The sequence below is a fragment of the Bacillus sp. 3255 genome (assembly GCF_031456485.1).
GTDB lineage: Bacteria > Bacillota > Bacilli > Paenibacillales > NBRC-103111 > Paenibacillus_E.
Map to the genome: position 1 here is coordinate 38,250 of NZ_JAVDUS010000010.1, position 21,100 is coordinate 59,349.

At 53.3% G+C, this 21,100-nt stretch carries 19 protein-coding genes; 4 read left to right on the plus strand and 15 right to left on the minus strand.

What is annotated here, in order from left to right; all coding sequences use genetic code 11:
- Nucleotides 1-153: 153 nt before the first annotated feature.
- From J2X61_RS16185 to J2X61_RS16220, 8 genes are all read right to left on the minus strand, one after another.
- A complete protein-coding gene (locus J2X61_RS16185; RefSeq protein WP_310189132.1) occupies nt 154-777 on the minus strand; it encodes an SGNH/GDSL hydrolase family protein in 624 nt (207 codons plus the stop codon).
- Between the two features lie 43 nt (nt 778-820).
- Nucleotides 821-1,816, minus strand: a complete 996-nt coding sequence (locus tag J2X61_RS16190; RefSeq protein ID WP_274472488.1) for a glycoside hydrolase family 130 protein — start codon at nt 1,814-1,816, stop codon at nt 821-823.
- Nucleotides 1,817-1,899: 83 nt separating this feature from the next.
- Complete coding sequence (locus J2X61_RS16195; protein WP_274472487.1) at nt 1,900-3,450, minus strand: extracellular solute-binding protein; 1,551 nt, start codon at nt 3,448-3,450, stop codon at nt 1,900-1,902.
- Nucleotides 3,451-3,530: 80 nt separating this feature from the next.
- Complete coding sequence (locus J2X61_RS16200) at nt 3,531-4,406, minus strand: carbohydrate ABC transporter permease (RefSeq protein ID WP_310189134.1); 876 nt, start codon at nt 4,404-4,406, stop codon at nt 3,531-3,533.
- 11 nt (nt 4,407-4,417) lie between these two features.
- Nucleotides 4,418-5,383 carry an ABC transporter permease gene (locus tag J2X61_RS16205; protein ID WP_274472485.1) on the minus strand — a complete coding sequence of 322 codons (966 nt, stop codon included), beginning with the start codon at nt 5,381-5,383 and terminating at the stop codon, nt 4,418-4,420.
- A 153-nt stretch (nt 5,384-5,536) separates the two neighbouring features.
- The gene (locus tag J2X61_RS16210; RefSeq protein ID WP_310189137.1) at nt 5,537-7,324 is read right to left on the minus strand and encodes a sensor histidine kinase; all 1,788 of its coding nucleotides are present in this window, start codon (nt 7,322-7,324) and stop codon (nt 5,537-5,539) included.
- A 51-nt stretch (nt 7,325-7,375) separates the two neighbouring features.
- Nucleotides 7,376-8,992, minus strand: coding sequence for a response regulator transcription factor (locus J2X61_RS16215; protein ID WP_274472483.1), 1,617 nt, complete (start codon nt 8,990-8,992; stop codon nt 7,376-7,378).
- A gap of 105 nt (nt 8,993-9,097) precedes the next feature.
- Nucleotides 9,098-10,513, minus strand: a complete 1,416-nt coding sequence (locus J2X61_RS16220) for an FAD-dependent oxidoreductase (RefSeq protein ID WP_310189140.1) — start codon at nt 10,511-10,513, stop codon at nt 9,098-9,100.
- Between the two features lie 131 nt (nt 10,514-10,644).
- Here J2X61_RS16220 and J2X61_RS16225 point away from each other — a divergent pair, with 131 nt between their 5' ends.
- Nucleotides 10,645-11,694, plus strand: a complete 1,050-nt coding sequence (locus J2X61_RS16225) for a LacI family DNA-binding transcriptional regulator (protein WP_310189143.1) — start codon at nt 10,645-10,647, stop codon at nt 11,692-11,694.
- Between the two features lie 74 nt (nt 11,695-11,768).
- Here the strand turns inward: J2X61_RS16225 and J2X61_RS16230 are convergent, their stop codons facing one another.
- A complete protein-coding gene (locus J2X61_RS16230; protein ID WP_310189145.1) occupies nt 11,769-11,999 on the minus strand; it encodes a hypothetical protein in 231 nt (76 codons plus the stop codon).
- A 360-nt stretch (nt 12,000-12,359) separates the two neighbouring features.
- Between J2X61_RS16230 and J2X61_RS16235 the strand changes: the two genes are divergently transcribed.
- On the plus strand, nt 12,360-12,602 hold the full coding sequence (locus tag J2X61_RS16235; protein ID WP_274472480.1) for a zinc ribbon domain-containing protein: 243 nt from the start codon (nt 12,360-12,362) through the stop codon (nt 12,600-12,602).
- Here J2X61_RS16235 and J2X61_RS16240 read toward each other — a convergent pair.
- Nucleotides 12,599-12,976 (minus strand): cadherin-like beta sandwich domain-containing protein, encoded by a 378-nt coding sequence (locus tag J2X61_RS16240; protein ID WP_310189146.1) that lies wholly within the window; start codon nt 12,974-12,976, stop codon nt 12,599-12,601. The two genes, J2X61_RS16235 and J2X61_RS16240, sit on opposite strands and share 4 nt — an antisense overlap.
- Before the next feature lie 55 nt (nt 12,977-13,031).
- Between J2X61_RS16240 and J2X61_RS16245 the strand changes: the two genes are divergently transcribed.
- Nucleotides 13,032-13,973 (plus strand): AraC family transcriptional regulator, encoded by a 942-nt coding sequence (locus J2X61_RS16245; protein ID WP_274472478.1) that lies wholly within the window; start codon nt 13,032-13,034, stop codon nt 13,971-13,973.
- Nucleotides 13,974-14,027: 54 nt separating this feature from the next.
- Here J2X61_RS16245 and J2X61_RS16250 read toward each other — a convergent pair whose 3' ends face one another.
- Together J2X61_RS16250 and J2X61_RS16255 are read right to left on the minus strand one after the other, a co-directional pair.
- Nucleotides 14,028-15,725 (minus strand): hypothetical protein, encoded by a 1,698-nt coding sequence (locus tag J2X61_RS16250; RefSeq protein ID WP_310189152.1) that lies wholly within the window; start codon nt 15,723-15,725, stop codon nt 14,028-14,030.
- Nucleotides 15,718-16,770 (minus strand): glycoside hydrolase family 88/105 protein, encoded by a 1,053-nt coding sequence (locus J2X61_RS16255; RefSeq protein ID WP_310189154.1) that lies wholly within the window; start codon nt 16,768-16,770, stop codon nt 15,718-15,720. Before J2X61_RS16255 ends, J2X61_RS16250 begins: the two co-directional genes overlap by 8 nt.
- A 500-nt stretch (nt 16,771-17,270) precedes the next feature.
- On the opposite strand from J2X61_RS16255, the gene J2X61_RS16260 reads away from it, so the two are divergent.
- Nucleotides 17,271-18,245 carry a cation diffusion facilitator family transporter gene (locus tag J2X61_RS16260; protein ID WP_310189157.1) on the plus strand — a complete coding sequence of 325 codons (975 nt, stop codon included), beginning with the start codon at nt 17,271-17,273 and terminating at the stop codon, nt 18,243-18,245.
- A 46-nt stretch (nt 18,246-18,291) separates the two neighbouring features.
- Here J2X61_RS16260 and J2X61_RS16265 read toward each other — a convergent pair whose 3' ends face one another.
- The 3 genes from J2X61_RS16265 to J2X61_RS16275 all read right to left on the minus strand — a co-directional run bounded on the left by J2X61_RS16265 (nt 18,292) and on the right by J2X61_RS16275 (nt 21,069).
- Nucleotides 18,292-19,350, minus strand: a complete 1,059-nt coding sequence (locus J2X61_RS16265) for a LacI family DNA-binding transcriptional regulator (protein WP_274472474.1) — start codon at nt 19,348-19,350, stop codon at nt 18,292-18,294.
- Nucleotides 19,351-19,451: 101 nt separating this feature from the next.
- The gene (locus tag J2X61_RS16270) at nt 19,452-20,261 is read right to left on the minus strand and encodes an ABC transporter ATP-binding protein (RefSeq protein ID WP_274472473.1); all 810 of its coding nucleotides are present in this window, start codon (nt 20,259-20,261) and stop codon (nt 19,452-19,454) included.
- A 1-nt stretch (nt 20,262) separates the two neighbouring features.
- A complete protein-coding gene (locus J2X61_RS16275; protein WP_274472472.1) occupies nt 20,263-21,069 on the minus strand; it encodes an ABC transporter permease in 807 nt (268 codons plus the stop codon).
- Nucleotides 21,070-21,100: the final 31 nt, after the last annotated feature.

Genomic DNA, 21,100 nt, shown 5'->3' on the forward strand with positions numbered 1-21,100 from the left:
CCAGCCCGCCTATCCAACCCGTCTATCCAGCCCGTCTATCCGTTCCGTCTGTCCGTTCCGCCTATCCAGCCCATCTATCGTTCCGCCTACACAGTCCGTCTACACAGCCCGTCTATCTCTTCCCTATCCGGCCACCGGTCCCTCCCGTCACGACTAGATACGATCCAGGAAAGGAATCGCCATAGCCGCAATCCGTTTAAAGCCTTCCTCGTTCGGATGCAGCCGGTCGCTGCTCAGAAAGCCGAGCGTGAAGCGGTTAAATCCGCTTTCCGCATACAGATTCAGCACCGGGAGCGCGTACTCGGCGCCGATGGCGGCAATCGCTTCCACATAATCCGCCAGCCGGTGGCCTTCCGCATTCACGGAATCGATGTCGAAGCCGTCTTTATCCCGCTGAAGAGGTGTCCACAGGTTGAGGCGGCAGGCCGGATTTTTGGTGAGTATGTCCTCCACCAGCGACGCATACGCCCCGTAGAACGTATGGATATCCCGCACTCCTTTCCGGCCGATCGGCTTATCCAACCGGAAATCGTTCGTCCCCGCGAAGACGGTGACACAATCATACACAGGCTCCATCTGCCGCCCGATGTGCACGGTCGCTCCGTAGTCGCGGTCCCCGCCGGCCGTAAGCGGACACCCGCTCCGGCCTTCGTTCAGCACGGTGGCGAAGCCAAGCGCCGCGCTTACCATCGGCTGATAACCGCCTGCCGCAGATATGCTGTCACCGAGCGTGCACCAGCTTTTCCCCTGCCATTTGCGCTGACCCGTCATCTCCATGATTCACCATCCTTATAAATACAATTTTTCCATTAAGATGAAATTATTTCGGTAAACACAAACGAATTAAATCATCCACATGCGCAGTCGCCAAACATTCTACGGTATCGGCCGCACCATAATAAATCTTCACTTCCCCATCATCCTCCAGGACCATGCCGCCCGGGAAAATGACATCGTTACGGAAGCCGCCATCCGTTTCATAGCTGGCCTCCGGGGCGATCAGGGGCTCTTGGCTCATCCCGATAATGCGGTACGGGTTATCCAAGTCCAGCAGCATGATGCCCGCAGAATACCGCTTCCTCCAATACGGCTCCCAGCCGTTCTTCCCACGGGACGGATCGATGTCCACCGCATGGAATGTGGTAAGCCAGCCTTTGGACGTTTTGACCGGAGGCGCGCCGGGACCAATTTTATCATTGGCGAACGGCACATGTTCAAGGCCCATGAGCAGCTCGGTATTGCCCCAATATTTCAAATCCGGGGAATCGGAAATCCAAATATCGAAGCTGTCCCTCCCTCCCTTGCCATAGACAGGGAACGGACGCTCCAGCCTGATATATTTGCCTCCGATGCGTTCCGGGAACAATACCATGTTGCGGTTGTCCGGCGCCGACATGCTCAACACTTCGAAGTTGACGAAGTCATCCGTCACCGCTACGCCGCCACGAACGCCATGCTTCGTATCTACAGCGAAGCATAAATAACAACGCCCGTCGATCACCGTCAGGCGCGGATCGTACGTACGTATGATTTCCTCGTTCTCGATACCGAAGCATGGCCGGTCCTGAACGTTCCAATGGATGCCGTCATCGCTGTAGGCCAAGCCCAAATTCGTCGTATTGGACGGCAGCAAAGTTTCCTTTTGAACGTCCCCATAGTCGTTGCGGAACATCATCACATATTTGCCTTGGAACTTGGTAATACCGGCATTGAAGACGAGAGCCGGCTCATAAGGGACATCCGAGGCTGTTAGAATCGGGTTGTTCGGATGACGCGTAATGACAGAACTTGATTTGAGAACTTGGCTAATACTCATGTTAGATTCCCTCCGTTAGTCGTATGAGTTAAAAAAAGAAGAGAACATGCGCTGCTCACAGGCACGTTCTCTTCGAGCCACGCTTATTTTTTCGCTGTTGCGTACCAATCATTAACTTCTTTATAGCTGGCGTCTCCGCCGGCCGCCTTGAATTTCGCTTGGAAAGCTTCAATTCCGCTAATCGGTTCTGCGCCGAAAATCAGCTTCGTGGTATAGTCGCCCACCATGGTGTTCAATTGTTGGAAGTTCTTGGAGAACTCCGGCAAATATGGTGCAAAGCCTAATGGATCTTTGATTCTTGTGTTAGCCGGTTCAATCGTGTTCATGAAGTTCCAGGCATCGAACAAACGCGGATCTTTACGAACGCGAGCCTGCCAGTACGTCGGGTAATTTTTATCATCGGTACCCATCAAGAAGTTGTTGGCTTGGTTGCGCTCGTCCGTGAAGATCGGTTGAATCGGCAAGTAAGCGCCGTCTTTCAATGTGTAATGTTTATTTTCTTCACCGATTGCCATCGTTCTGAATGTTTCGCTTTCCAGCTTGGCGTTCATCCATTTGATCGCATCTTCCGGATGCTTGGAAGCTTTGGGAATGAACGTAATCCGGTCGAAACCTGTTGCGGCGTTCAGGCCTACTTTACCGTCTTTTCCTTTCAGGGCCGGGATGAAGGCGGCTTTGGCATTCGGATTGTTTTTCACCAGCGCATCGTTCACAGCAGGGACGTCGGCCCAGTGCAGCATCATCATACCGGCTTTGCCGCTGGAGAACTTCTCTTTCGCCGTAGCATCTTTGTTAGCTGCAAACTCTTTATCCAGCAAGCCTTGCTTGAAGAGATCATTGGCGAAGGTGACATAATCTTTGTAAGCAGGATCCAGCACGCGTGGCGTGAGCTTGCCGTTCACATCGTTCCAGAAGGTTGGCATGCCGAACGCGCCGACGATGTTGTTGATGAACATGGCATCGCCCTTGATGGTAAGCGGAATGTTTTTGTCACCGTTGCCGCCCGGATCTTTCTCTTTAAACGCTTTCAATACAGCGACCAGCTCATCCAACGTTGTAGGAGCTTTCATGCCCACTTTATCGAGCCAATCTTGTCGGACATACAAGCTTTCGCTGGCGAAAGAAATCGTTTTGGTCGGGATCGCATACAGTTTGCCGTCCACTTTGGCTGCTTCCAGAACAGCAGGATCTACGGCTGCTTTAATGTTCGGGCCGTATTTATCGATCAGTGGTCCTAAGTCCGTCAAGGCGCCTTTTTTGGCATAATCCGCATACAGCGCTTTGAAATCGGTTCCTCCCCCCGTCGTCACCGCATCGTACGGCTCGCCGGAAGCGATGAGAATGTTCAGCTTGTCAGCCGCTTTATCTTGAGGCAGCATGTCGTACTGCACTTTATAGCCTGTCTTTTGCTCCAGATATTTCGCAACCGGATATGTGTTATAGTCGTCCTTCTGCCAAATTTGCAAGGATTTCAGTTCGGGCTTCGGTCCGTTCGCCGTTGCTGCCGGTGCTGCACTGGACGGAGCTGCGCTGCCTGCCGGCGTTTCGCTTTTGGCAGAACAAGCGACGAGAGATGTTACCGATAAGCTTGCTGCGAGCGTTAAAAGCATTACTTTATTGTGTCTTTTTAACATGTGCAAACCTCCCTATTAATTGTATATAATATATCATTAAACCCTTGGATAGCTATCTATCCAAGGGCGTTAATGCACAATCACCCTTTGACGGAACCGATCAATACGCCTTTGACAAAATGCTTCTGCAAATATGGATACACCAGCAGCATCGGAATGATCGAAGCAATGACGGTCGCTGCGCGAATACCTTCCGGCGATACATTCATCATGTCGTCCACGCTTTTGTTCACGGCATTGGAGCTGTCCGCATCCATCACAATATCACGCAGGTACAGCTGCAACGGCTTAAGTCCGGCATCATTGATGTACAGCATCGGATGGAAATAGTCGTTCCAGAAGTACACCGCATAGAACAAAGCGATTGTTGCGATAACCGGCACGCTTAGCGGAATAATGATTTTGAACAGAATCGCAAAGTTGCGGGCGCCATCCATTTTGGCGGATTCCTCCAGCGCCTCCGGCAGAGATTCATAATAGCTTTTGATAACGAGCATATTAAAAACGCTAATTAACGCCGGCAGCATGAGGGACCATAGGTTATTAATGAGATGCAGCTGTTTCATGAGCAGGTAGTTCGGAATAATACCGCCATTGAACATCATCGTGAAAATGAACAGCAGCATGATGAACGAAATGCCGGGCAGATGCCTTTTGGATAACGGATACGCCGTAAGCGCCGTAATAAGAATCGCCAGAAACGTTCCGACAACGGTAATCAGCAGTGAAATGCCGATGGAGTGAAGAAACTGGCTGGAGGAAACGACATATTTCATCGTGTCCAATTGAAAGCCTACGGGAATGATGCCTACTTTCCCCGAGATGACGGCTGATTCATCGGATATCGCTTTGGATAAAATATTGGCGAGCGGCAGCAAAGTAGCCAAGCCGCAAACGATGAGAAAAAGATAAATCATGAAATCTAAGGACCAATCGCCAATTGTTTTCTTGTGCATAGTTTCGCCTCCTACCAGATGCTGCGCTTGATCAGCTTTTTACTCAATTCATTGCCGGCTACGATCAGGATAAACCCGACAACGGAGTTGAATAGTCCGACAGCCGTACTGAAGCTGTAGTCTTGCTGGCCGAGACCTTGGCGGTAGACGAAGGTGCCGATGACGTCCCCCGTTTCATAAACAACCGAGTTATACATCGTCAAAATCTGCTCCGTACCCGCTTCCAGCAAATACCCTAAGCGAAGAATCAAGATCAGAATGATCGTCGGGACGATCCCCGGCAGCGTAATGTACAGCATTTGCCGGATGCGCCCCGCACCGTCGATCGAAGCGGCTTCATATTGCTCCTGCTCGATCCCCGCAATGGCGGCGATGAAGATAATCGCATTCCAGCCTGATTCCTTCCATCCTGCCGTAAACACGACGACACTGCGGAAAAATTGGTTGTCCAGGAAGAAGGAAATCGGCTCCCCGCCAAACCATTGAATCACATTGTTGACCAGCCCGCCCGCAGGAGACAGGATGTTGATGAACAGCCCCGAGATAATGACCCAGGACAAGAAATGCGGGAGGAAAATGATCGTCTGAATCGTTTTCTTGAAGAACATCTTGCGCACTTCGTTCAAGAATAACGCGATGATGATCGGAATCGGAAACAGCAGCACGATCTTGTACAAACTGATTAGCAGCGTATTGATGAATACTTGATAAAATTCTTCCGAATGGATGAGCTTCTCGAATTGATCGAGACCGACCCATTTGCTTCCCATGAACCCGTCGAAGATGTTGAAATCCTGGAAAGCGATGATAATGCCGTACATCGGCGCATATTTGAATAACAGCAGAAAGATTAATCCGGGCACTAGCAGCAAGTACAAATCATAATTGCTAAGGATCAGCTTCCATCGGCCCCCGCCTTTAGCCACCGGTTTGGCGTGAGCTGTTTGCAGCTCTAGCTCTGCTCGTGTTGTACTCATGAATGGCTCACCTCCGTGTTCTTATAGGACAATTATATCGAGGGGCCAAAATGAAATGTAGATGGTAATATTTCTGTTTCTGGTGCAATCTTATGGTGTTCATAAAAAAACACCGCCTCGTCTGCAGATTTTCTGCAAAAGGCGGTGTTGCATTTAAGAGGCGTGGTATCCGATCCGGACCGTGACCGTCGTTCCTTCGCCCAGCGTGGATTGAATCTGCAAGCCGTAGAGATCTCCGGCGAACAGCTTGATGCGTTCATTGACATTGTACAGGCCGTAGGAGCTTCCCGAGCCATCGGATTTCATTGTTGGGCGTGGCTCTGTCAGGAGGCTCTGGACAAGCTCCTCGTCCATGCCGATTCCGTCGTCCGTCACGGAGAGGATCAGTACGTTCTCTTCTTTGCGGGCTCGGATGAAGATCGTACCGGTCTTGCCTTTGGACTTGCGGATGCCGTGCAGCAGCGCATTCTCGACGATCGGCTGAAGCGTCAGCTTCGGCATTTCCACTTCTTCCAGCCCTTCCTCGATGTCGAAGACGACTTCAAATGTTTTGGGAAACCGGTTCAGCTGAATTTCCAAGTATACTTTGGCCAGATTCAACTCGTCGGTTACGCTGACCAAATCTCTGCCTTTGTTCAGACTAAGCCTGAAATATTTGGCCAAGCCGTTAATCATATTGGAAATTTCGGGCGCATTATGTCCGATAGCTATCCAATTGATCGTATCCAGCGTATTGTACAAGAAATGCGGATTGATTTGCGCTTGCAAAGCCCGAAGCTGCGCCTCGCGTTCCTGTACTTTGGATTGATAGGTTTCTTCCATCAAATCGTGAACCCGGTGAATCAGATGGTCGACGCTATTCTCCAGCAGCTTGAAGTCGCCGCCGGCGTTAAACGTACGATCGTCCAGACTTTCAACGCCTCCCCGCTTAATCGTGCGGATGACGGTCTGAATGCGCCGGTTCATATTGCGCACGATCATCGCGAGCAGAATAAACACGAGCAGCAGGAACAGAATCGTCACGGTCGAGATCGTCGCAATGCCGGAGAACTGGTTTAGCGCTACGGCCCGGGAGCTGATCTCCAATTGCGGCACTTCGGCCACAAGCTTCCAGCCTGTCGAAGCCACCTTCGTATAAATCGCAAAGCGCTGATCCTTCTCGCCCTCCAGCCTCATGACGCCTTCATCGCTGTAAGCGATCGTCTCCAGCTGCTCTTCGGTCATGATTTTTTTGCCGAGCAGCGACTTGTCCCCGTGCGAAATGATCGAACCATCGCTCCCAAGCAAATAAATCGTGCCTTCTTTGGTTAACTTAATTTTATTCAAAATATCGGTAATCGTCTTCTCGGCCACATCGATGAGCAGCACGCCCGAGATTTGATCGTAATCGTGCAGATCCCTTAGCATTCTCGCTGCCGAGAAAATATAAACCGGCCCCCGGTCGATATACGATTCCAAATAAGCGCCCGACCATACGATGGCGCCTCCCGAGTTCATCACTTTCTCATACCACCGCCAACTCTCCAAGCTTTCCTGCGTGAAGAAGTTAACCTTCTCGCCCGTAAACATGCGATCTCCATTCACGAACAAGCGAACCCGGAATACGTTCGTATTCGCTTCCGAACTATCCACTAGATACCGCAGCTCCTTCAGAGATTCCAGCTGCTGCTCGAGCGTCGCCTGACGGTTCAAATATTCTCCCAGCTTCGGATTCATGAACAGCGTATTGGACGTGTCGCGAACCGAATCGAATTGAAAATCCAAATTGATGCTCGCCTGCTTAAGCGTTTGCAGCATCGTATTCGTTACTTCCTCTTCCAGAATGTGCGAAGATCTCTGTGTGTGCGCAATCAGCAGTACAGCTGCAGGAATAAGAATGAACAACACGTATCCCAGCAGCCAATACTTGGCAGCCATCATCCCGTTCGCAAGTAACAACACGTAATTCCAACAATTAGTAAGCAGCCGTTTCATCGATGGTGGCCCCTTCTTCTATATCATCTGATCGCGGTATGCGCTTGGCGTAAGTCCGACATATTTCTTGAACAGCTTGCTGAAATAGCTCGGGTCGGAGTATCCGACCTGGAAGCACACTTCATAGAACTTGTTGCGGGGATCGCTGAGCAAGGCCTTCGCTTTCTCGATTCTTACCTTCGTCATAAATTCATTGATCGTTTCACCGGTTTCCTGCTTGAACAGGAGGCACATGTAGGTCGAGGATAGAAAGACCTCTTTGGCAATGTCGTTGATTTGCAAATTCTCCGCATAGCGCTGCTCGATGAGGGTGCGGATCCGTTCGATAACGTTCTTAGGCTTCCCTCTCCGTTTCTCTTCAATGCTTTCGCACACCTGCATTAGATGCTCTTCGACAATCGCTCTCAAGTCCGCAATCCGCTCCTGGTTGAAAATGCGCTCCCATAAGTCCCTTTCCTTATGATCCATTTCCGGTCCCAGCATGTTCAGCTCCTGCATCAGCCTGTTCGTCTGCACGATGAGCAGCAGGCTTACGTTGCGCCCATACGCGAACCCCATCTTGCGATTCTGGGAAAGCGGGATGAACACGCCGTCCAGTTCGGCATGCAGCGCCTCTTTATCCGCCGACTTGATCAGGGAATAAATACGCTCGGCCTGAGCGGTTTCGAACCGATAGACATTATCGTTATCGTGCTGCAAATGGTCAATGGAGATGACATGATTCTTGCCCAAATACCACCGCTGATCGGCAGCCTCTTGAGCTTGATTGTACGATTGCGGCAGAGAGGCCAATTCGGCTATACGCTCGCCGACACCGATCGTTACACTGATTTTCAGCCATTTCAGCAGACTGTCCCGGATGTCCTCGGCAACCGCCAGCAGCATCTCTTCTTGGGTATCTTCCTCATCCATCCGCAGAATGCCGACATACTCGCCGCCCCGGTTCTCAAAGACATATCCCTGCATATGCTTGCCGATGATTTCCTGAACAATGTTCAAAATAGAGTACGACAGCAGCTGCTGGTCTCGTTCGCTCCGGGTCGCCACGACTTGCGCGCTGTCGTCGATTTTCACGACAATCGTCCAATACACCGCTTCGAGCGGCAGATCGAGTCCAAGGAAGTCGAGCCGGTCCTGAATTCTGCCCGGATGCATAATGCCGTCGCGAATTAAAGACATCAGAAATTTCTCCCGCAGAAGCGGCATGCTCTGGGTCAGTTTCACCTGCATATCGACGATATACGTTCGCTCCTGCTCCGCTTCCTTCAGCTCGTTCACGACACGTTCCACAACGGCAGCCAGTTCCAGACGGTCGACGGGTTTGAAAATATAATCCACGGCATTGACCTTCAGCGCCGATTTCAAATAATCCGCATCATCATGACCGCTCACAAACACGATCTTCATCGCCGGAAAGCGCGCCTTCACTTCGTGAGACAGCCGAATACCGTCCACTTGCGGCATCCGCACGTCCGTCAGCACGATATCCGGCTTGAGACGTTCGATCAATTCCAGCCCTACGTCGCCGTCATCCGCTTCTCCCACAACTTCAATGCCATATTTATCCCAATCAAAATAAGTCATCAACCCATGACGGACAGTCGGTTCATCGTCTACAATTACGAGTCGAAACATGCTGCGAAGCCCCCTTATGCTTATACGTCTAGTATAACACCCGATTGTGAAAAAAGAAGACCGTCTCCCCGCAAGCAGCAGGCCAGGACGATCTTCTTGAGTCGATTATTTGCTTTCCTCGTCGTATTGGATTTGACCGGAAGCGATGGCGACAGCCTCCGCTTTCCCCGGATGCTCGCCAAGCCATGCTCCCTGCTCAACCAGCTTGCGCTGCAGCTCGGGAATGTTCACTTCGCGGAAGCCTCCGCCTGTGACGCTTGCCATCGCCGCAGCCGTACCGGCCGCCTGGCCCATGGCGAAGCAGTTCGGCATAACGCGCAGCGAGCCTTGGACCGGACGGTCCGATGAGACCGAGCGTCCGGCGACGATGAGATTGGACTTGCCCTGCGGCAGCATGCAGCGGTATGGAACGCCGTGCGATTTGCCTTTGGGCAAATGCTTGATGACCATCGTGCTGCTCGCATTCGCCAGATGAATGTCGATGAAATAAGCATTGCGCGCGATATCGTCCTCGAACGTTCGCATGGAGATGAAATCGTCCACGACCAGCGTGTAATCTCCGGCAATGCGGCGCGTTTCTCTGATACCGATCTGGTCCCCGGAGTGCACGAGGTGAATGTTCTCGAAACCCGGCACATACTTGCGCAGGAACCGGATCTGGGTGTCGATCAGCTTGCGCCCCTCGATAGCGGCATATGTCAGATCCTCCGCTTTCGTGCCGTCAATGCCGAATATGTGACCGAAGTTGAACCCGGCGATCGAATCGGTTATCCACGCGATCCCGGATACCCGTTTGCGCCCTTCGGGCAGGTCCCCGTTCTGCTGTGCTTCCACAATCGTTTTGTCCAGCTGTTTGGACTGCCCGGTATCTTGGCAAAATTGATCGAAGCGCGCCTTGTCGGCACCCGTCACGAGATAGCACATCGTCCCTGGCTGCAGCTCGCCGTTGTCCCCGCCCGTTTGGAACGGTACGCCGGCCAGCGCCGCCAAGTCCGCATCTCCCGAGGCGTCGATATACAGCTTCGCTTGCACGACCGAGCGCCCGGATTTGTTACTGATGACAAGTCCGCTGATGCGATCCCCGTCAAGCAGCACTTGATCGGCAACCGTGTGGAACAAAATTTTGGCCCCGCTGTCCAGCACCTGCTGATCGTAAACCCGCTTGAGCGTCTCTACATCGATGGGCACCCAGTCCAGCTGCTCTTGGAAGCGCCGATGGAATGCCTCCCCGGCTTCCCGTTTCATCTCATTCAGCAGATCGAGGCCGATTCCGCGAATGATCGGCTTCTCACCGTCCGAGTATGGGCAAAATGCCGGCACCAATGCGGCTGTCCCCATGCCGCCCAAATATCCCCGCTGCTCGATGAGCAGTGTGTCCGCCCCGTTGCGGGCTGCCGCCATCGCTGCGGCAACGCCGGATGCGCCCCCGCCGACAACGACGACGTCTGGGGTATATGAAATCGGAAGCTCGGATGTAATTGTGATCGTTTGCTTACCTGCTTGGCCTGCTTGGTTAACCATTTGCACAACCTCCATATGATCGAATACCTTCATTATAGTCCGGCGCTCGCATGAAACTAGTTTAACTTTAGTTTAATCTATAAACCGTTCATGGTACGATACGGAATATAATCAAATAGAGGTGAGCCAGCATGCCTATACGCAAAGACGTCACGCAAAAAACGATCGCCAAAGAGCTGGGCCTAACCGTACAAACCGTTTCCAAAGCGCTCAAGGGCAAGCCCGGCATGTCGGAAACGACACGACAGCTGATTTTGGAGACGATGGAGCTCCGCGGTTATTTTACCAAGGATCAAATACGCAGCTTACGGGCCGAACACATCGCCCCTTATCCCATAGAGAAAATGCGCTTTCTGCTCGTTCAAACGGAAGCCTCCGTCAGCTATAACGAGCGCTTGACCCTCGGGCTGCGCGACCGCTTCGCTTCCTTCGGCCACCATATCGAGACGTGCCTGCTGCCTACTTCCATTCGGGAGGGGGCGATGTCCGGCTGGCTGGAAGAGCACGGCCTTGCTTACACGGATGGCATCTTCATCGCACCGAGCCTTACGCCCAAGTCCTGGGAGGACGAGCTTCTGAAGCTGCCGGTTCCCAAAATTTTGCTGAGCTACCCGCCGCTCGGCACGAAGGTCGACAGCGTCATCTGGGACATCTACGAAGCCACGTACCAGGCGGTCGCCTACCTGCGATCGATCGGCCATGTCCATATCATGTACGTGGGGGATACGTATCACCAACGGGGGTTTATTCTCCGCTGGCAGGCGTTCCAGCATGCGATGAACGAATTCGATGCAGCCATCGATCCCGCCAGGCACTCGATCGATGAGCGCACGGCGAATCCGCACTGGCTGGACGATCTGCGCGCCAAGCTGCTGGCTTATACGCCCACGGCCATTATCTGCGGCGTCGACGGCGAAGTCCCGGCCGTGTACCGGCTGTGCGCCGAGCTCGGCCTGCGGGTGCCGGAGGACATCTCGCTCATCGGCATGCTCAACGACCAGCCGGCATCCCTGCCGGCGTTCACCCGGCCGCTGCTCGCCGTTCGCGAGACGGGCTACCGCGCCGCCGACCGGATGCTCTGGCGCATCGCCAATCCGACGCTGCCGTGCGAGCACATTCGCATCCAGGGCGAGCTGTGGATTGGCGGCACGACGGCGCCCCCGAATGCGCCGAGCCTTTAGCCGCAATTGGCGGCCCGCAGCCGGCTAACGGACACAGATGCGCTTATTCGGCGAATTTTCGCCGTTTTGGGGAACTAACGGACACCAGTGCCGTTATTCGCGTGTTTCCGAGCCGATTTCACGGTGAAATCGGCAAATAGGCGCTCCTGTGTCCGTTGGAGCAGGAACACGCCGGGCTGCATACCAATAACGGCCGCGGTGTCCGTTAGAAGCCGGCGAACCTTCCATCCGCCCGGCTGAACTACCCGCGCGACCCAACCAGTTGTGCCTTTGTTCGTGCAGGCCCTCAGCCGGCTAACGAACACAGATGCGCCTATTCGGCGAATTTTCGCCGTTCTGAGGATCTAACGGACACCAGTGCCGTTATTCGCGTGTTTTCGGGCCGATTTCACCGTGAAATCGGCATATAGGCGCTCCTGTGTCCGTTAGCGCAGAAACACGCCGGGCTGCATTCCAATAGCGGCCGCGGTGTCCGTTAGAAGCCGGCGAACGTTCCACCCGCCGGCTGGCCCCCCACGCGACCCAACAGTTGTGCCTTATTTATGCAGGCCCGCAGCCGGCTAACGGTCACCAGCGCAATGTGAGGATCAAGGATTAGATTCTAGAGTCCCGACATAACCTATTAAAAATGACGAAACATTTACATTTAATGGGAGGGATGTCAAATGCGTATTGAGGATGCCATCCAGGAAAAGTTCAAATGCGCCAAATGCACCGGAACGGGCTGCCGGATCAAAGAAGTCGCCATGACAGGCACCGGTCTCAGCAAAATGTTCGATATCCAGCACAATCATTTCTTATTCGTTTCCTGTGACAATTGCGGTTTTGTCGAAGTGTACAACCCCCGCATTCTCGAAGGCAAATCGCGCGGGCAGCTAGGGACGATCCTGGACATCCTGTTCGGTTAAAAGATCCCGCCGTTTTGGAGCAGGTTTTGCGTGTCTTGCAGCTGTTGGATCGTTAGCTTGATTTCCTGTTCGGTTGCATTCGCTGGAATGAAAATCTGAACGGCATCTCCCAAGCTAACTTCACCCGCTTGACCTGCCGGCAGTGTGAGAACGCCATCTTTCGGTTGGCTTGGCTCGGAGCCGGACGATCCGCCGCCGCCATCCTCATGATGATCATCTTCAACCGCTTGAGCGGCCCGGTTCACATGGATTGTATACGTCTTCGTAGTTCCGTTAACTGCAGTCACGATAACCGCAACTGTATTATCTCCGACTTGCAGCTGGATAGGGTCGCTTGCCTGCCCGCAGCACCGCTTGTGAAGCGCTCCTCCCATCCCTTATAGTTAATTCAGGACAAAGGCTGTACATCAGCCTAAGGAGGAGACATGCGTGCTGCGCGCCAAGCCGGATACTGCGGATACTGCGGAAACTGCCGATACGTCTGCGGTTTACTACGCTATTGACGATTATACGAATCATTTCTTAAAAGAATATCCTGTGCACTGCGAATACCGGATTACACCGCTCATTCAGCCTCAGCTGCATGCTCATAACGGCTACGAAATTTATTTCGTCCTGCAGGGCTCCGGCTCCTATGTCGTCGGCGACCGGTTACTCCCGCTTCATGCAGGTAGTTTGACCGTCATTCATCCGAATGTGCTGCATCGCCCTTATCATGGGCACAGCCCCGAATTCCACCGTTACGTGCTGTCGCTGGACGAATCGTACCTGGAGAAGCTGCACGGCATGTGCCAAGCGTCCGATCTGTCCATTGCGCGCATGCTGGCTGCGGGGCATCCCGATGCAAGCCATTACTTCCTGACGCCGCAGCAGCTTGTCACGATGCAGGGCATTTTTGCGCAGCTGGAGCTTCACTTGCAAGAGCGCACCCCGCTTTACGAGCTGGAAGTGCTCAAAATCATCAGCGAATTTTTCCTAGAGCTGTTCCGTCTGCAGGCGGAAGCCGCCACGCAGGATACGAAGCGCGATGATCCGCAGCTGATCGGCGACGTGCTCGCCTATCTCATTGCACATTATCAAGAGAGCATCCTGATCGAGGATCTCGTGCTGCGCTTCCCCGTCTCTCGTTCGCAGCTCTTCACGGCATTCAAGGAAACGACCGGAACGACGATCGGCCAGTTCCTGACGGAGTATCGTCTCAACCAAGCCAAACGGCTGTTGATGGAAACGGACCGTACGGTGACGGACATCGCATCGGCCACAGGCTTTGGCGATATCTCGCATTTCTTTCATCTCTTCAAAAAAGCAACCGGCATCACCCCCAAGCAGTACCGGATTGAGGCTTACCGGCGGAGAGGGCTGTCCAACTAAAACAACCCTCTTCACATGCGGACACATGCAAAAAGGGTTGTTCTGCCCTGCCTTTTACTCAACTGCCGCTGCACGATTCGCCCCTTGCAACCCGGAAGCAAAGTGTACGCTGTTCCCGAGGTAGAAGTCGCTCGTCTTGCCTGGCAATTGCGATACTTGAATCGCCATCGTGCCTTCCTCGGTCCGGGCCGATGCCGTCACCTGTTGGCCGTCCCGGGTCAGCTCCACATCGAGCGGCTCATCGCTTCCGAGCGACAAAGCAAAAATCCATAACGCCTGCTGCAGCGTGTGGAAATCATAATCCCGCTCCTCCCCGCCCGTCGCGATCACATAATCCAAGTGCAGCTCCTTCTCCGTGCGCTCCGCTGCTAAGGTGAGCTCTCCGTAATCGGTGCCGCCCAGCACAGCTTCCACATGAAGCTTCACATCACCGATCTGTGCTTCACAGCGGCCATCTTCGAGCACGGCGGGCAGAGCTAACTGCGCCACATCGCCGCCAAGCAGCACCCGTATACGCAAATCCTTCGCTTTGAACCTGCCGTTGATGATATCCAGCTCCTGGTGCCAGGCACCGTTATCCGTAGCCAAATTAAAGCTGAACAGCACATGCTGGCGGGACTGAACCCCCGTGTAGATGGCGGAGCAGAAATCTCGGCCGTCCTTCAGAAACTGCAGCTGTACGAACACTTTCTTGCCTCCGGCATCCACGAAGCCTAACAGATTCCGGCGCTGGTTCCACATGATCCCTTTGCTGTAGCTGCCGAGGGTTAACCTTTCATTTTGATACGTTGTGGCATAATTCTGATAGCCTGTTTCCGCAGCCATCAAAGTAGGCACTATATAATAACGTTCCTCATTGGCCTGAAACAAAGCATGGTACTTCTCAGGACAACGAATGTGCTCGCCCTCTCGGCTAAGTCCGTTACGTATAAAACGGGTTTCCCGTTCCGTGAGCAAAGTGCTATACGTTCTGCTATAAGGTCCGCCCCACTGCCCCGTAGCCGGGTGATAATGTTGGGCGATCATGTGCCATGCGATGTCCAGCAATTGCTCGGCAAGCGAGACAGCCTCTGCGGTCTTGGACTCTTGATAAATGCTGTGCAGCTCTTCAATCGCAATCGGCGTGTAGCAGGGGCTGTTATATTCCGTAAATGTGCCGATGCCCGTTGTGAACGTGTGAAACCTTTTTAGCCGCTGCTCGCCATAGCTCCGGATTTCCTCATCGCCCAGCACTTCGCCGCCGACCAGCGTGACCATAGCCCCCATAATCGCAATATTCGTATAGTGCGGCCCGACATTCCGAAGCATGATCGCATGGCAAGCGTGATACACGGCTTCACGAATTCGATCAATAAGCCGCTGCGGAAGGAGCTCTTGGTAATTTTTTAGAATCAGCACCAGACGCTTCCCGTGAAAATCCGCCATATTCCAATCGGGACGATCCATCTCATCCAGCGATTCTTCATAGAAATACGGCCAAATGCCGTAGGAGGCCCGCGCCGAATCCCGATCCTGCTGCGCCGTCACGACTTCAAGTATATCGATTGCCCTATCGACATTTGCCTCTCCGCCATACTGCAATAAATCATAGGCATAGCAGGTAGACGGAAACAGCGCATAAACGAATGGATGCTTATCCGGCTTCAGCGCCGTATGGTAGGTAGCCGTGAGCGGCGTTCGAACGAGCTTTACCTGCGAGTCATACTTCTCCTCGGCCACTTGAATGGCCGCAAGCAGTTCTGCGTTAGGCATGGTTCACCCGCTCCTTCTGCATGACTTTGGCCAGCAGCATCAGCACAAGTCCTTGGCCGTAAAGTGTCGGATATGTTGGAATATTGTCTTGATAAGCCTGCACCGTCGGCATCACCGGCGTTCCGCCGGATACGCTCAGAACAACGCCATCCTCCGTAATCTGAGGCAGTATAGCGCCTACAGCGCGCTGCACGGCTGCCGCAGTTTCATCGGATTGGGTAATAAGCCCGGCCTCGGCGCCTTTTAACAGTCCGAATGCGATGCCCGCGCTCCCCGAAACCTCGCGATAGAAATGCGGCTGATCCATCACCGTACTCCACAACCCGTCGCTTTGCTGATAGGCAAGCAGCCCTGCAATGAGGCGGCCGTATCGTTCCTTAAGCTCTTCCGGAATCGCTGCAAGCTCTGCTATCTCCTCCACAATCATCGGCACACCGGCCGCCACCCAAGCATTCGCCCGTGTCCAGCGTGCGCCGGACATATGATTCCCGCTAGCGCAGTTCCACCCATGGAACAGCACCTGCGTCTGCGGGTCCTGCAAGAGGCGCAGATGAATCAGCACTTGGTCCAGCGCTTCTTCCGCATACGTCTTATTGCCGGCCAGCTTGGCCGTGCGGGCCAGGAACAACACGGCCATATAGATCGTGTCCGCCCATACTTGCTCGGAGAACTCCACGTTTTCCGTCACCGTATGCTCGAAGGCGCCCTCTCGGGTACGCGGCGTTTCATGAATCAGCCATTCCGCGATGCGCACCGCTTCATCCTTGTACCACGCATCTCCCGTGATTCTGTGCAGAGCCGGGAATATCGCGTAAGGCGCGATCGAGTTGATCACCTTGGTCCCCTTGGCCTTCTCTTCATTTCGTTTGACCCACTCCTGCAAATAAGCCAATGCCTTCGCATCGCCTGTTGACTGATAGTAGTCCAATATGGCGATAACGCCGACGCCAGGCACCCAATCCCACTGATGAATATCCATGCCCCACTCGCCGGTGTGGTCTTTGATCATCTCTTGCCATACTTTGTCTGCATAGGATTGCAGCATTCCAGCCCACAGCCTTTCATGTAGTATCAGTCGCTCTTCTATTAAAGTAGCATTTCGACAATACATAAGCTTGGGGAACCGTCTTCAAAACATGGGGAATCGTCCAGCGGCAGTGAGGATACCGCAATCTGAATGGTCATCCGTCCGTTTTCACAATTCCTTCCTCAGCAGATCCGGACGCAGTTACATTGCTCACAGTTTCTCGCGCCGCACTCTTTTCTTACAGACAAAAAAAAGGAACCCAGCCAACGGGGCCGGGTTCAAAAAGTTTATATTAAAAAGGGGGTCTTGGTTATTATATTACCTCCCAAACATTATGGAACCATAACAGGAATATTTCATTTATGTTACAAAATAGAAAACGCTTTATCGACATCCACTTTTGTAGTCTTCACAGAAAAATAATGCAACAGGGGTTGCACCAGCCCCTACCGCTAGCATATAATAGTAATAACTAAATTAGAATTATTATAATTAAGATCAAGACAAGGAGGCGCCTTATGAGCACCGATTTCCAATACGACTATCATCATCTTCATCATGTCAAACAACAAACCAAAACAAGAAAAACATTATGGGTGACCCTTCTGCTGACCACCTTCTTCACCATCGTCGAAATCGTCGGCGGGGTGCTGTCGAACTCACTGGCATTGCTATCGGATTCCGCCCATATGATCTCGGACGTCATCGCATTAGGCTTAAGCATGATCGCCCTGCACCTGGCAACCCGCGAGCCGAATGCGCGGTTCACGTTCGGATTCCTGCGTTTCGAGATTATCGCCTCATTCCTGAACGGCTTGGCGCTCTGCGTCATCGCAATCGGCATTTTCATCGAGGGCATTCAGCGCATCATTCATCCTCAGCCGATCCAACTCGGACTCATGCTAGGCATCGCCTCGATCGGTCTTATTGTGAATCTCGTGCTCACACTCGTGCTTCACAACAGCGTCAAAGAAGAAGATAATCTCAATGTCAAAAGCGCACTCTGGCATTTCTTCGGCGATTTGCTCAGCTCGGTCGGCGTCATCGTGTCTTCCATCATTATTTATTACTCCGGGTTGCTCTGGTTCGACCCACTGATCTCGATGGTCATCGGCGGCATCATTTTTACAGGCGGCAGTAAAATCATTCGCGAATCCTACCTGATTCTCATGGAATCGGTGCCCGAACGCTTCAACCTCGATGACATTCGCCAGCAAATCGCCCAAGTCGAGGGCGTAGAAGATGTGCACGAAATGCATCTGTGGGCCGTATCAACGGACCACTACTCCTTAACCGCTCACGTGTTCATCTCGCCGAACATTCAGCCCTTCTGCGTCATCCTCGCCATCAACGAGACGCTCAAAAGCAAATATGGCATCGAGCACGCAACGATTCAAATCGAACACGCCGAAATTAACCCCCACGGGGAATACGGCAAAAAGTTTCTGCAGCATCACCGGTCAGCAAGCTCCGGCACGCTGCCCAGCCTCTAAAAAAGACCATGGATCCCTCCGCCGAGCGGTCCATGGTCTTTCTATATCATTGTCCGGTCGACTTCCGCACGATCATTTCCAAATCTATAAGAAGCTCATGTCCAGCAACATGGGGCAAGTAAGCATCCAGCAGCTGTGAGTTCGTCTCGTCCAACTCTTCCCCAATATCTCGCATAAGAAAGGCTGCGACCAAGCTCGTTTGCAAATCAACCGGCATCTCGAAGCTCGTTATAGACGGGAAGCTGGCCTTGGAATACAGCTCATTGTCCATGCCGATCAGCTGTACGTCCTCCGGCACGCGGATTCCCCGTTCGTGGCACACCGCCAATATTTCTAACGCCATCGCATCATTAAACGTATAAATACCGATAGGCCGTCTATCACCGCTCAAGCGCAGCGCTTCATCCAGAATACCGGCAACGCCAAGCTCACCTGCATCCAAAAGGGCATGCACCACCTCATCCTCCCGCTCGCCGAGGCCGCCCAGGAATCCCTGGATACGCTGCTCGTTAGCGCCCATCCCCATGCGTCTGCCGGCATAAATGACAGAGCGGCAGCCTTTATCGAGGAAGTGCCGCACCGCTTCGGAGGAAGCTTTCGCAAAATCCAAATTGACCGCCAGCTTGACGATATCGCTCGGCCACCCCCAGCCGTTGAAGATGACGAGCGGCGTGCCCTCGCCGACCAACTGCTGCGTCGAATGCATGCTCATCGCCAAACCATGGCTGACCAAGCCGTCGACTCTTCGCTGCAGCAAGTGCTCCAGATGCCGCTGCTCGATCTCCGGGTCCATGCCCGCGGCTGAGAAGACCGATAAGTGATAGCCGTACTGATGCACCTTCTGCTCCAGCTGCTCCGCAAACCGGCCATAATAGCCGCCGAAATGCGGAATGATCAACCCCAGCTCATAGGATCTGCGGCGGCTCAAATTGGTTGCCATCACATTGCGCCGGTAACCCAGACGAGCTACCGCTTCTTCTACTTTGCGGATCGTCTCGGGTGCCATCGGCACTTTCCGGCGGTTAATTACATTCGAAACCGTGGCAATCGAGACGCCGGCCTCCGAAGCCACATCGATGATCGTGGGCTGTTTATTTTTGTTCACTAGACTTCCCTCATCCTTCTGACGCTTTCACTCATTTTATCGGAGAAGTCAAGCGCTCGTCAATGAAGGTTCACTTTCTATCCCACAGATCAAGTCCGTTTTCATTCCTCGTGATGCCCGATCAAGGAAATGATCTGCTTCTTCAATTTGAGGAAGGCGTCGGAATCTTTCACGTCCTCCACGTCCCGCAGCCCGCGGGGAATGACGATCTCCTTGCGAATCGTACCGGGATGCGCCTGCATCACATAGACGCGCTGAGAGAGGAAGATCGCCTCCTCGATATCGTGCGTGATGAAGACGACGGTCGTCTTCTCCTTCTCCCAGATGCGCAGCAGCAGCTCCTGCATCGCGTTCTTGGTCTGCGGATCGAGTGCCCCGAAAGGCTCATCCATCAGGAGCACCTCCGGGTTATTCGCCAGCGCACGCGCAATGGCCACCCGCTGCTTCATGCCTCCGGAGAGCTCCTTAGGCAGCGAGCGGGCGAACTTCTGCAGACCGACCATCTCCATGAAGTGATCGGCGATCGCCCTCTTCTCGAATAGGGGCACACCTTTCAACGTCAAGCCGAACTCAATGTTCTCCCTTACTGACAGCCATGGGAACAGCGTATACGACTGAAATACCATCCCGCGGTCGGCGCCGGGTCCGTCAATATCGTGGCCTGAGACGGTGAGCGTTCCGCTCGTCATCGTTTCCAAGCCTGCAAGTATGCGCAGGAGGGAGGATTTGCCGCAGCCGGAAGGGCCGACGAAGCTGACAAACTCATGAGCGTTTATATGAAAGGATACGCTGTCGAGCGCAACGAACTGCGATTTCTTCGTGCTGTAGACTTTGGAGACGTCGACAGCTTTAATCTTGGTCTCCGCCGTAACTTGGTCCATAGAAGCTTCCACTCGTAATGCATGCATCATGTTAACGGCCTCCTTCCAACCATGGGAAAAATCTGCGGTGGCAATATGCGAATGAGCGATCCGTCAGCAGACCAAGCAGGCCGATGACAAGAATGCCGACAAAAATTTGATCCGTATTGAGAAACCGCTGCGCCTTCATAATGGAGAAGCCCAACCCGCTGCTGGCCGCTACCAGCTCCGCCACAACCAGATAAGTCCAAGCCCAGCCGATAATTAACCGCAGCGTATTCATTAGATCCGGCAGCAGTGCAGGGATCAGCACCTTCTCAATGGCTTGCCAGCGGTTCGCTCCTAACGTGTACGATGTTTGCAGCAAATCATTGGATACCGAACGCGTATTATCCGCCACCATCAGCATGAGCTGGAAAAAGCACCCGATGAAGATGACGATCACTTTCGCCCATTCCCCGATCCCCGCCCATACCATGATCAGCGGAATAAAAGCGGTAGCCGGCATGTACCGGATGAACTCCGTCGGCGGAACAAGCAGCGCTTCGGCGTACCGGAACGTCCCCGCAAGAATCCCGAGCGGAATACCGAGCAAGCAAGCGAGCAGGAAGCCGGCTCCCACCCGGAAGATGCTGATGCCGACATGATGCCAGAACACCGAGCTCTGCAGCTGAATGGCTAACTGGCGAAGGACGGCATCGGGTGTCGGCAGAAATGCGCGGTTAACGAAGCTGCCATAACTGAGCACGCTCCAGAACACGATCGCCAAGGCAACCGTCAATACGATGCCCGATACGTAGGTGCTGCGCTTAATGTCACCCCGTATGGCGAATAACGCGGGTTTGCGTCTTTTTTTCATAGTCGTCTCCATAGAGCACCTCACTCGCCTT

Bases quoted from the DNA above. Each gene is read 5' to 3' on its own strand.
- J2X61_RS16220 (WP_310189140.1), bottom strand. From the start codon at position 10,513: ATGGTTAACCAAGCAGGCCAAGCAGGTAAGCAAACGATCACAATTACA.
- J2X61_RS16205 (WP_274472485.1), bottom strand. From the start codon at position 5,383: ATGAGTACAACACGAGCAGAGCTAGAGCTGCAAACAGCTCACGCCAAA.
- J2X61_RS16215 (WP_274472483.1), bottom strand. From the start codon at position 8,992: ATGTTTCGACTCGTAATTGTAGACGATGAACCGACTGTCCGTCATGGG.
- J2X61_RS16200 (WP_310189134.1), bottom strand. From the start codon at position 4,406: ATGCACAAGAAAACAATTGGCGATTGGTCCTTAGATTTCATGATTTAT.
- J2X61_RS16185 (WP_310189132.1), bottom strand. From the start codon at position 777: ATGGAGATGACGGGTCAGCGCAAATGGCAGGGGAAAAGCTGGTGCACG.
- J2X61_RS16260 (WP_310189157.1), top strand. From the start codon at position 17,271: ATGAGCACCGATTTCCAATACGACTATCATCATCTTCATCATGTCAAA.
- J2X61_RS16275 (WP_274472472.1), bottom strand. From the start codon at position 21,069: ATGAAAAAAAGACGCAAACCCGCGTTATTCGCCATACGGGGTGACATT.
- J2X61_RS16255 (WP_310189154.1), bottom strand. From the start codon at position 16,770: ATGCTGCAATCCTATGCAGACAAAGTATGGCAAGAGATGATCAAAGAC.
- J2X61_RS16250 (WP_310189152.1), bottom strand. From the start codon at position 15,725: ATGCCTAACGCAGAACTGCTTGCGGCCATTCAAGTGGCCGAGGAGAAG.
- J2X61_RS16195 (WP_274472487.1), bottom strand. From the start codon at position 3,450: ATGTTAAAAAGACACAATAAAGTAATGCTTTTAACGCTCGCAGCAAGC.
- J2X61_RS16225 (WP_310189143.1), top strand. From the start codon at position 10,645: ATGCCTATACGCAAAGACGTCACGCAAAAAACGATCGCCAAAGAGCTG.
- J2X61_RS16190 (WP_274472488.1), bottom strand. From the start codon at position 1,816: ATGAGTATTAGCCAAGTTCTCAAATCAAGTTCTGTCATTACGCGTCAT.
- J2X61_RS16240 (WP_310189146.1), bottom strand. From the start codon at position 12,976: ATGGGAGGAGCGCTTCACAAGCGGTGCTGCGGGCAGGCAAGCGACCCT.
- J2X61_RS16270 (WP_274472473.1), bottom strand. From the start codon at position 20,261: ATGATGCATGCATTACGAGTGGAAGCTTCTATGGACCAAGTTACGGCG.
- J2X61_RS16235 (WP_274472480.1), top strand. From the start codon at position 12,360: ATGCGTATTGAGGATGCCATCCAGGAAAAGTTCAAATGCGCCAAATGC.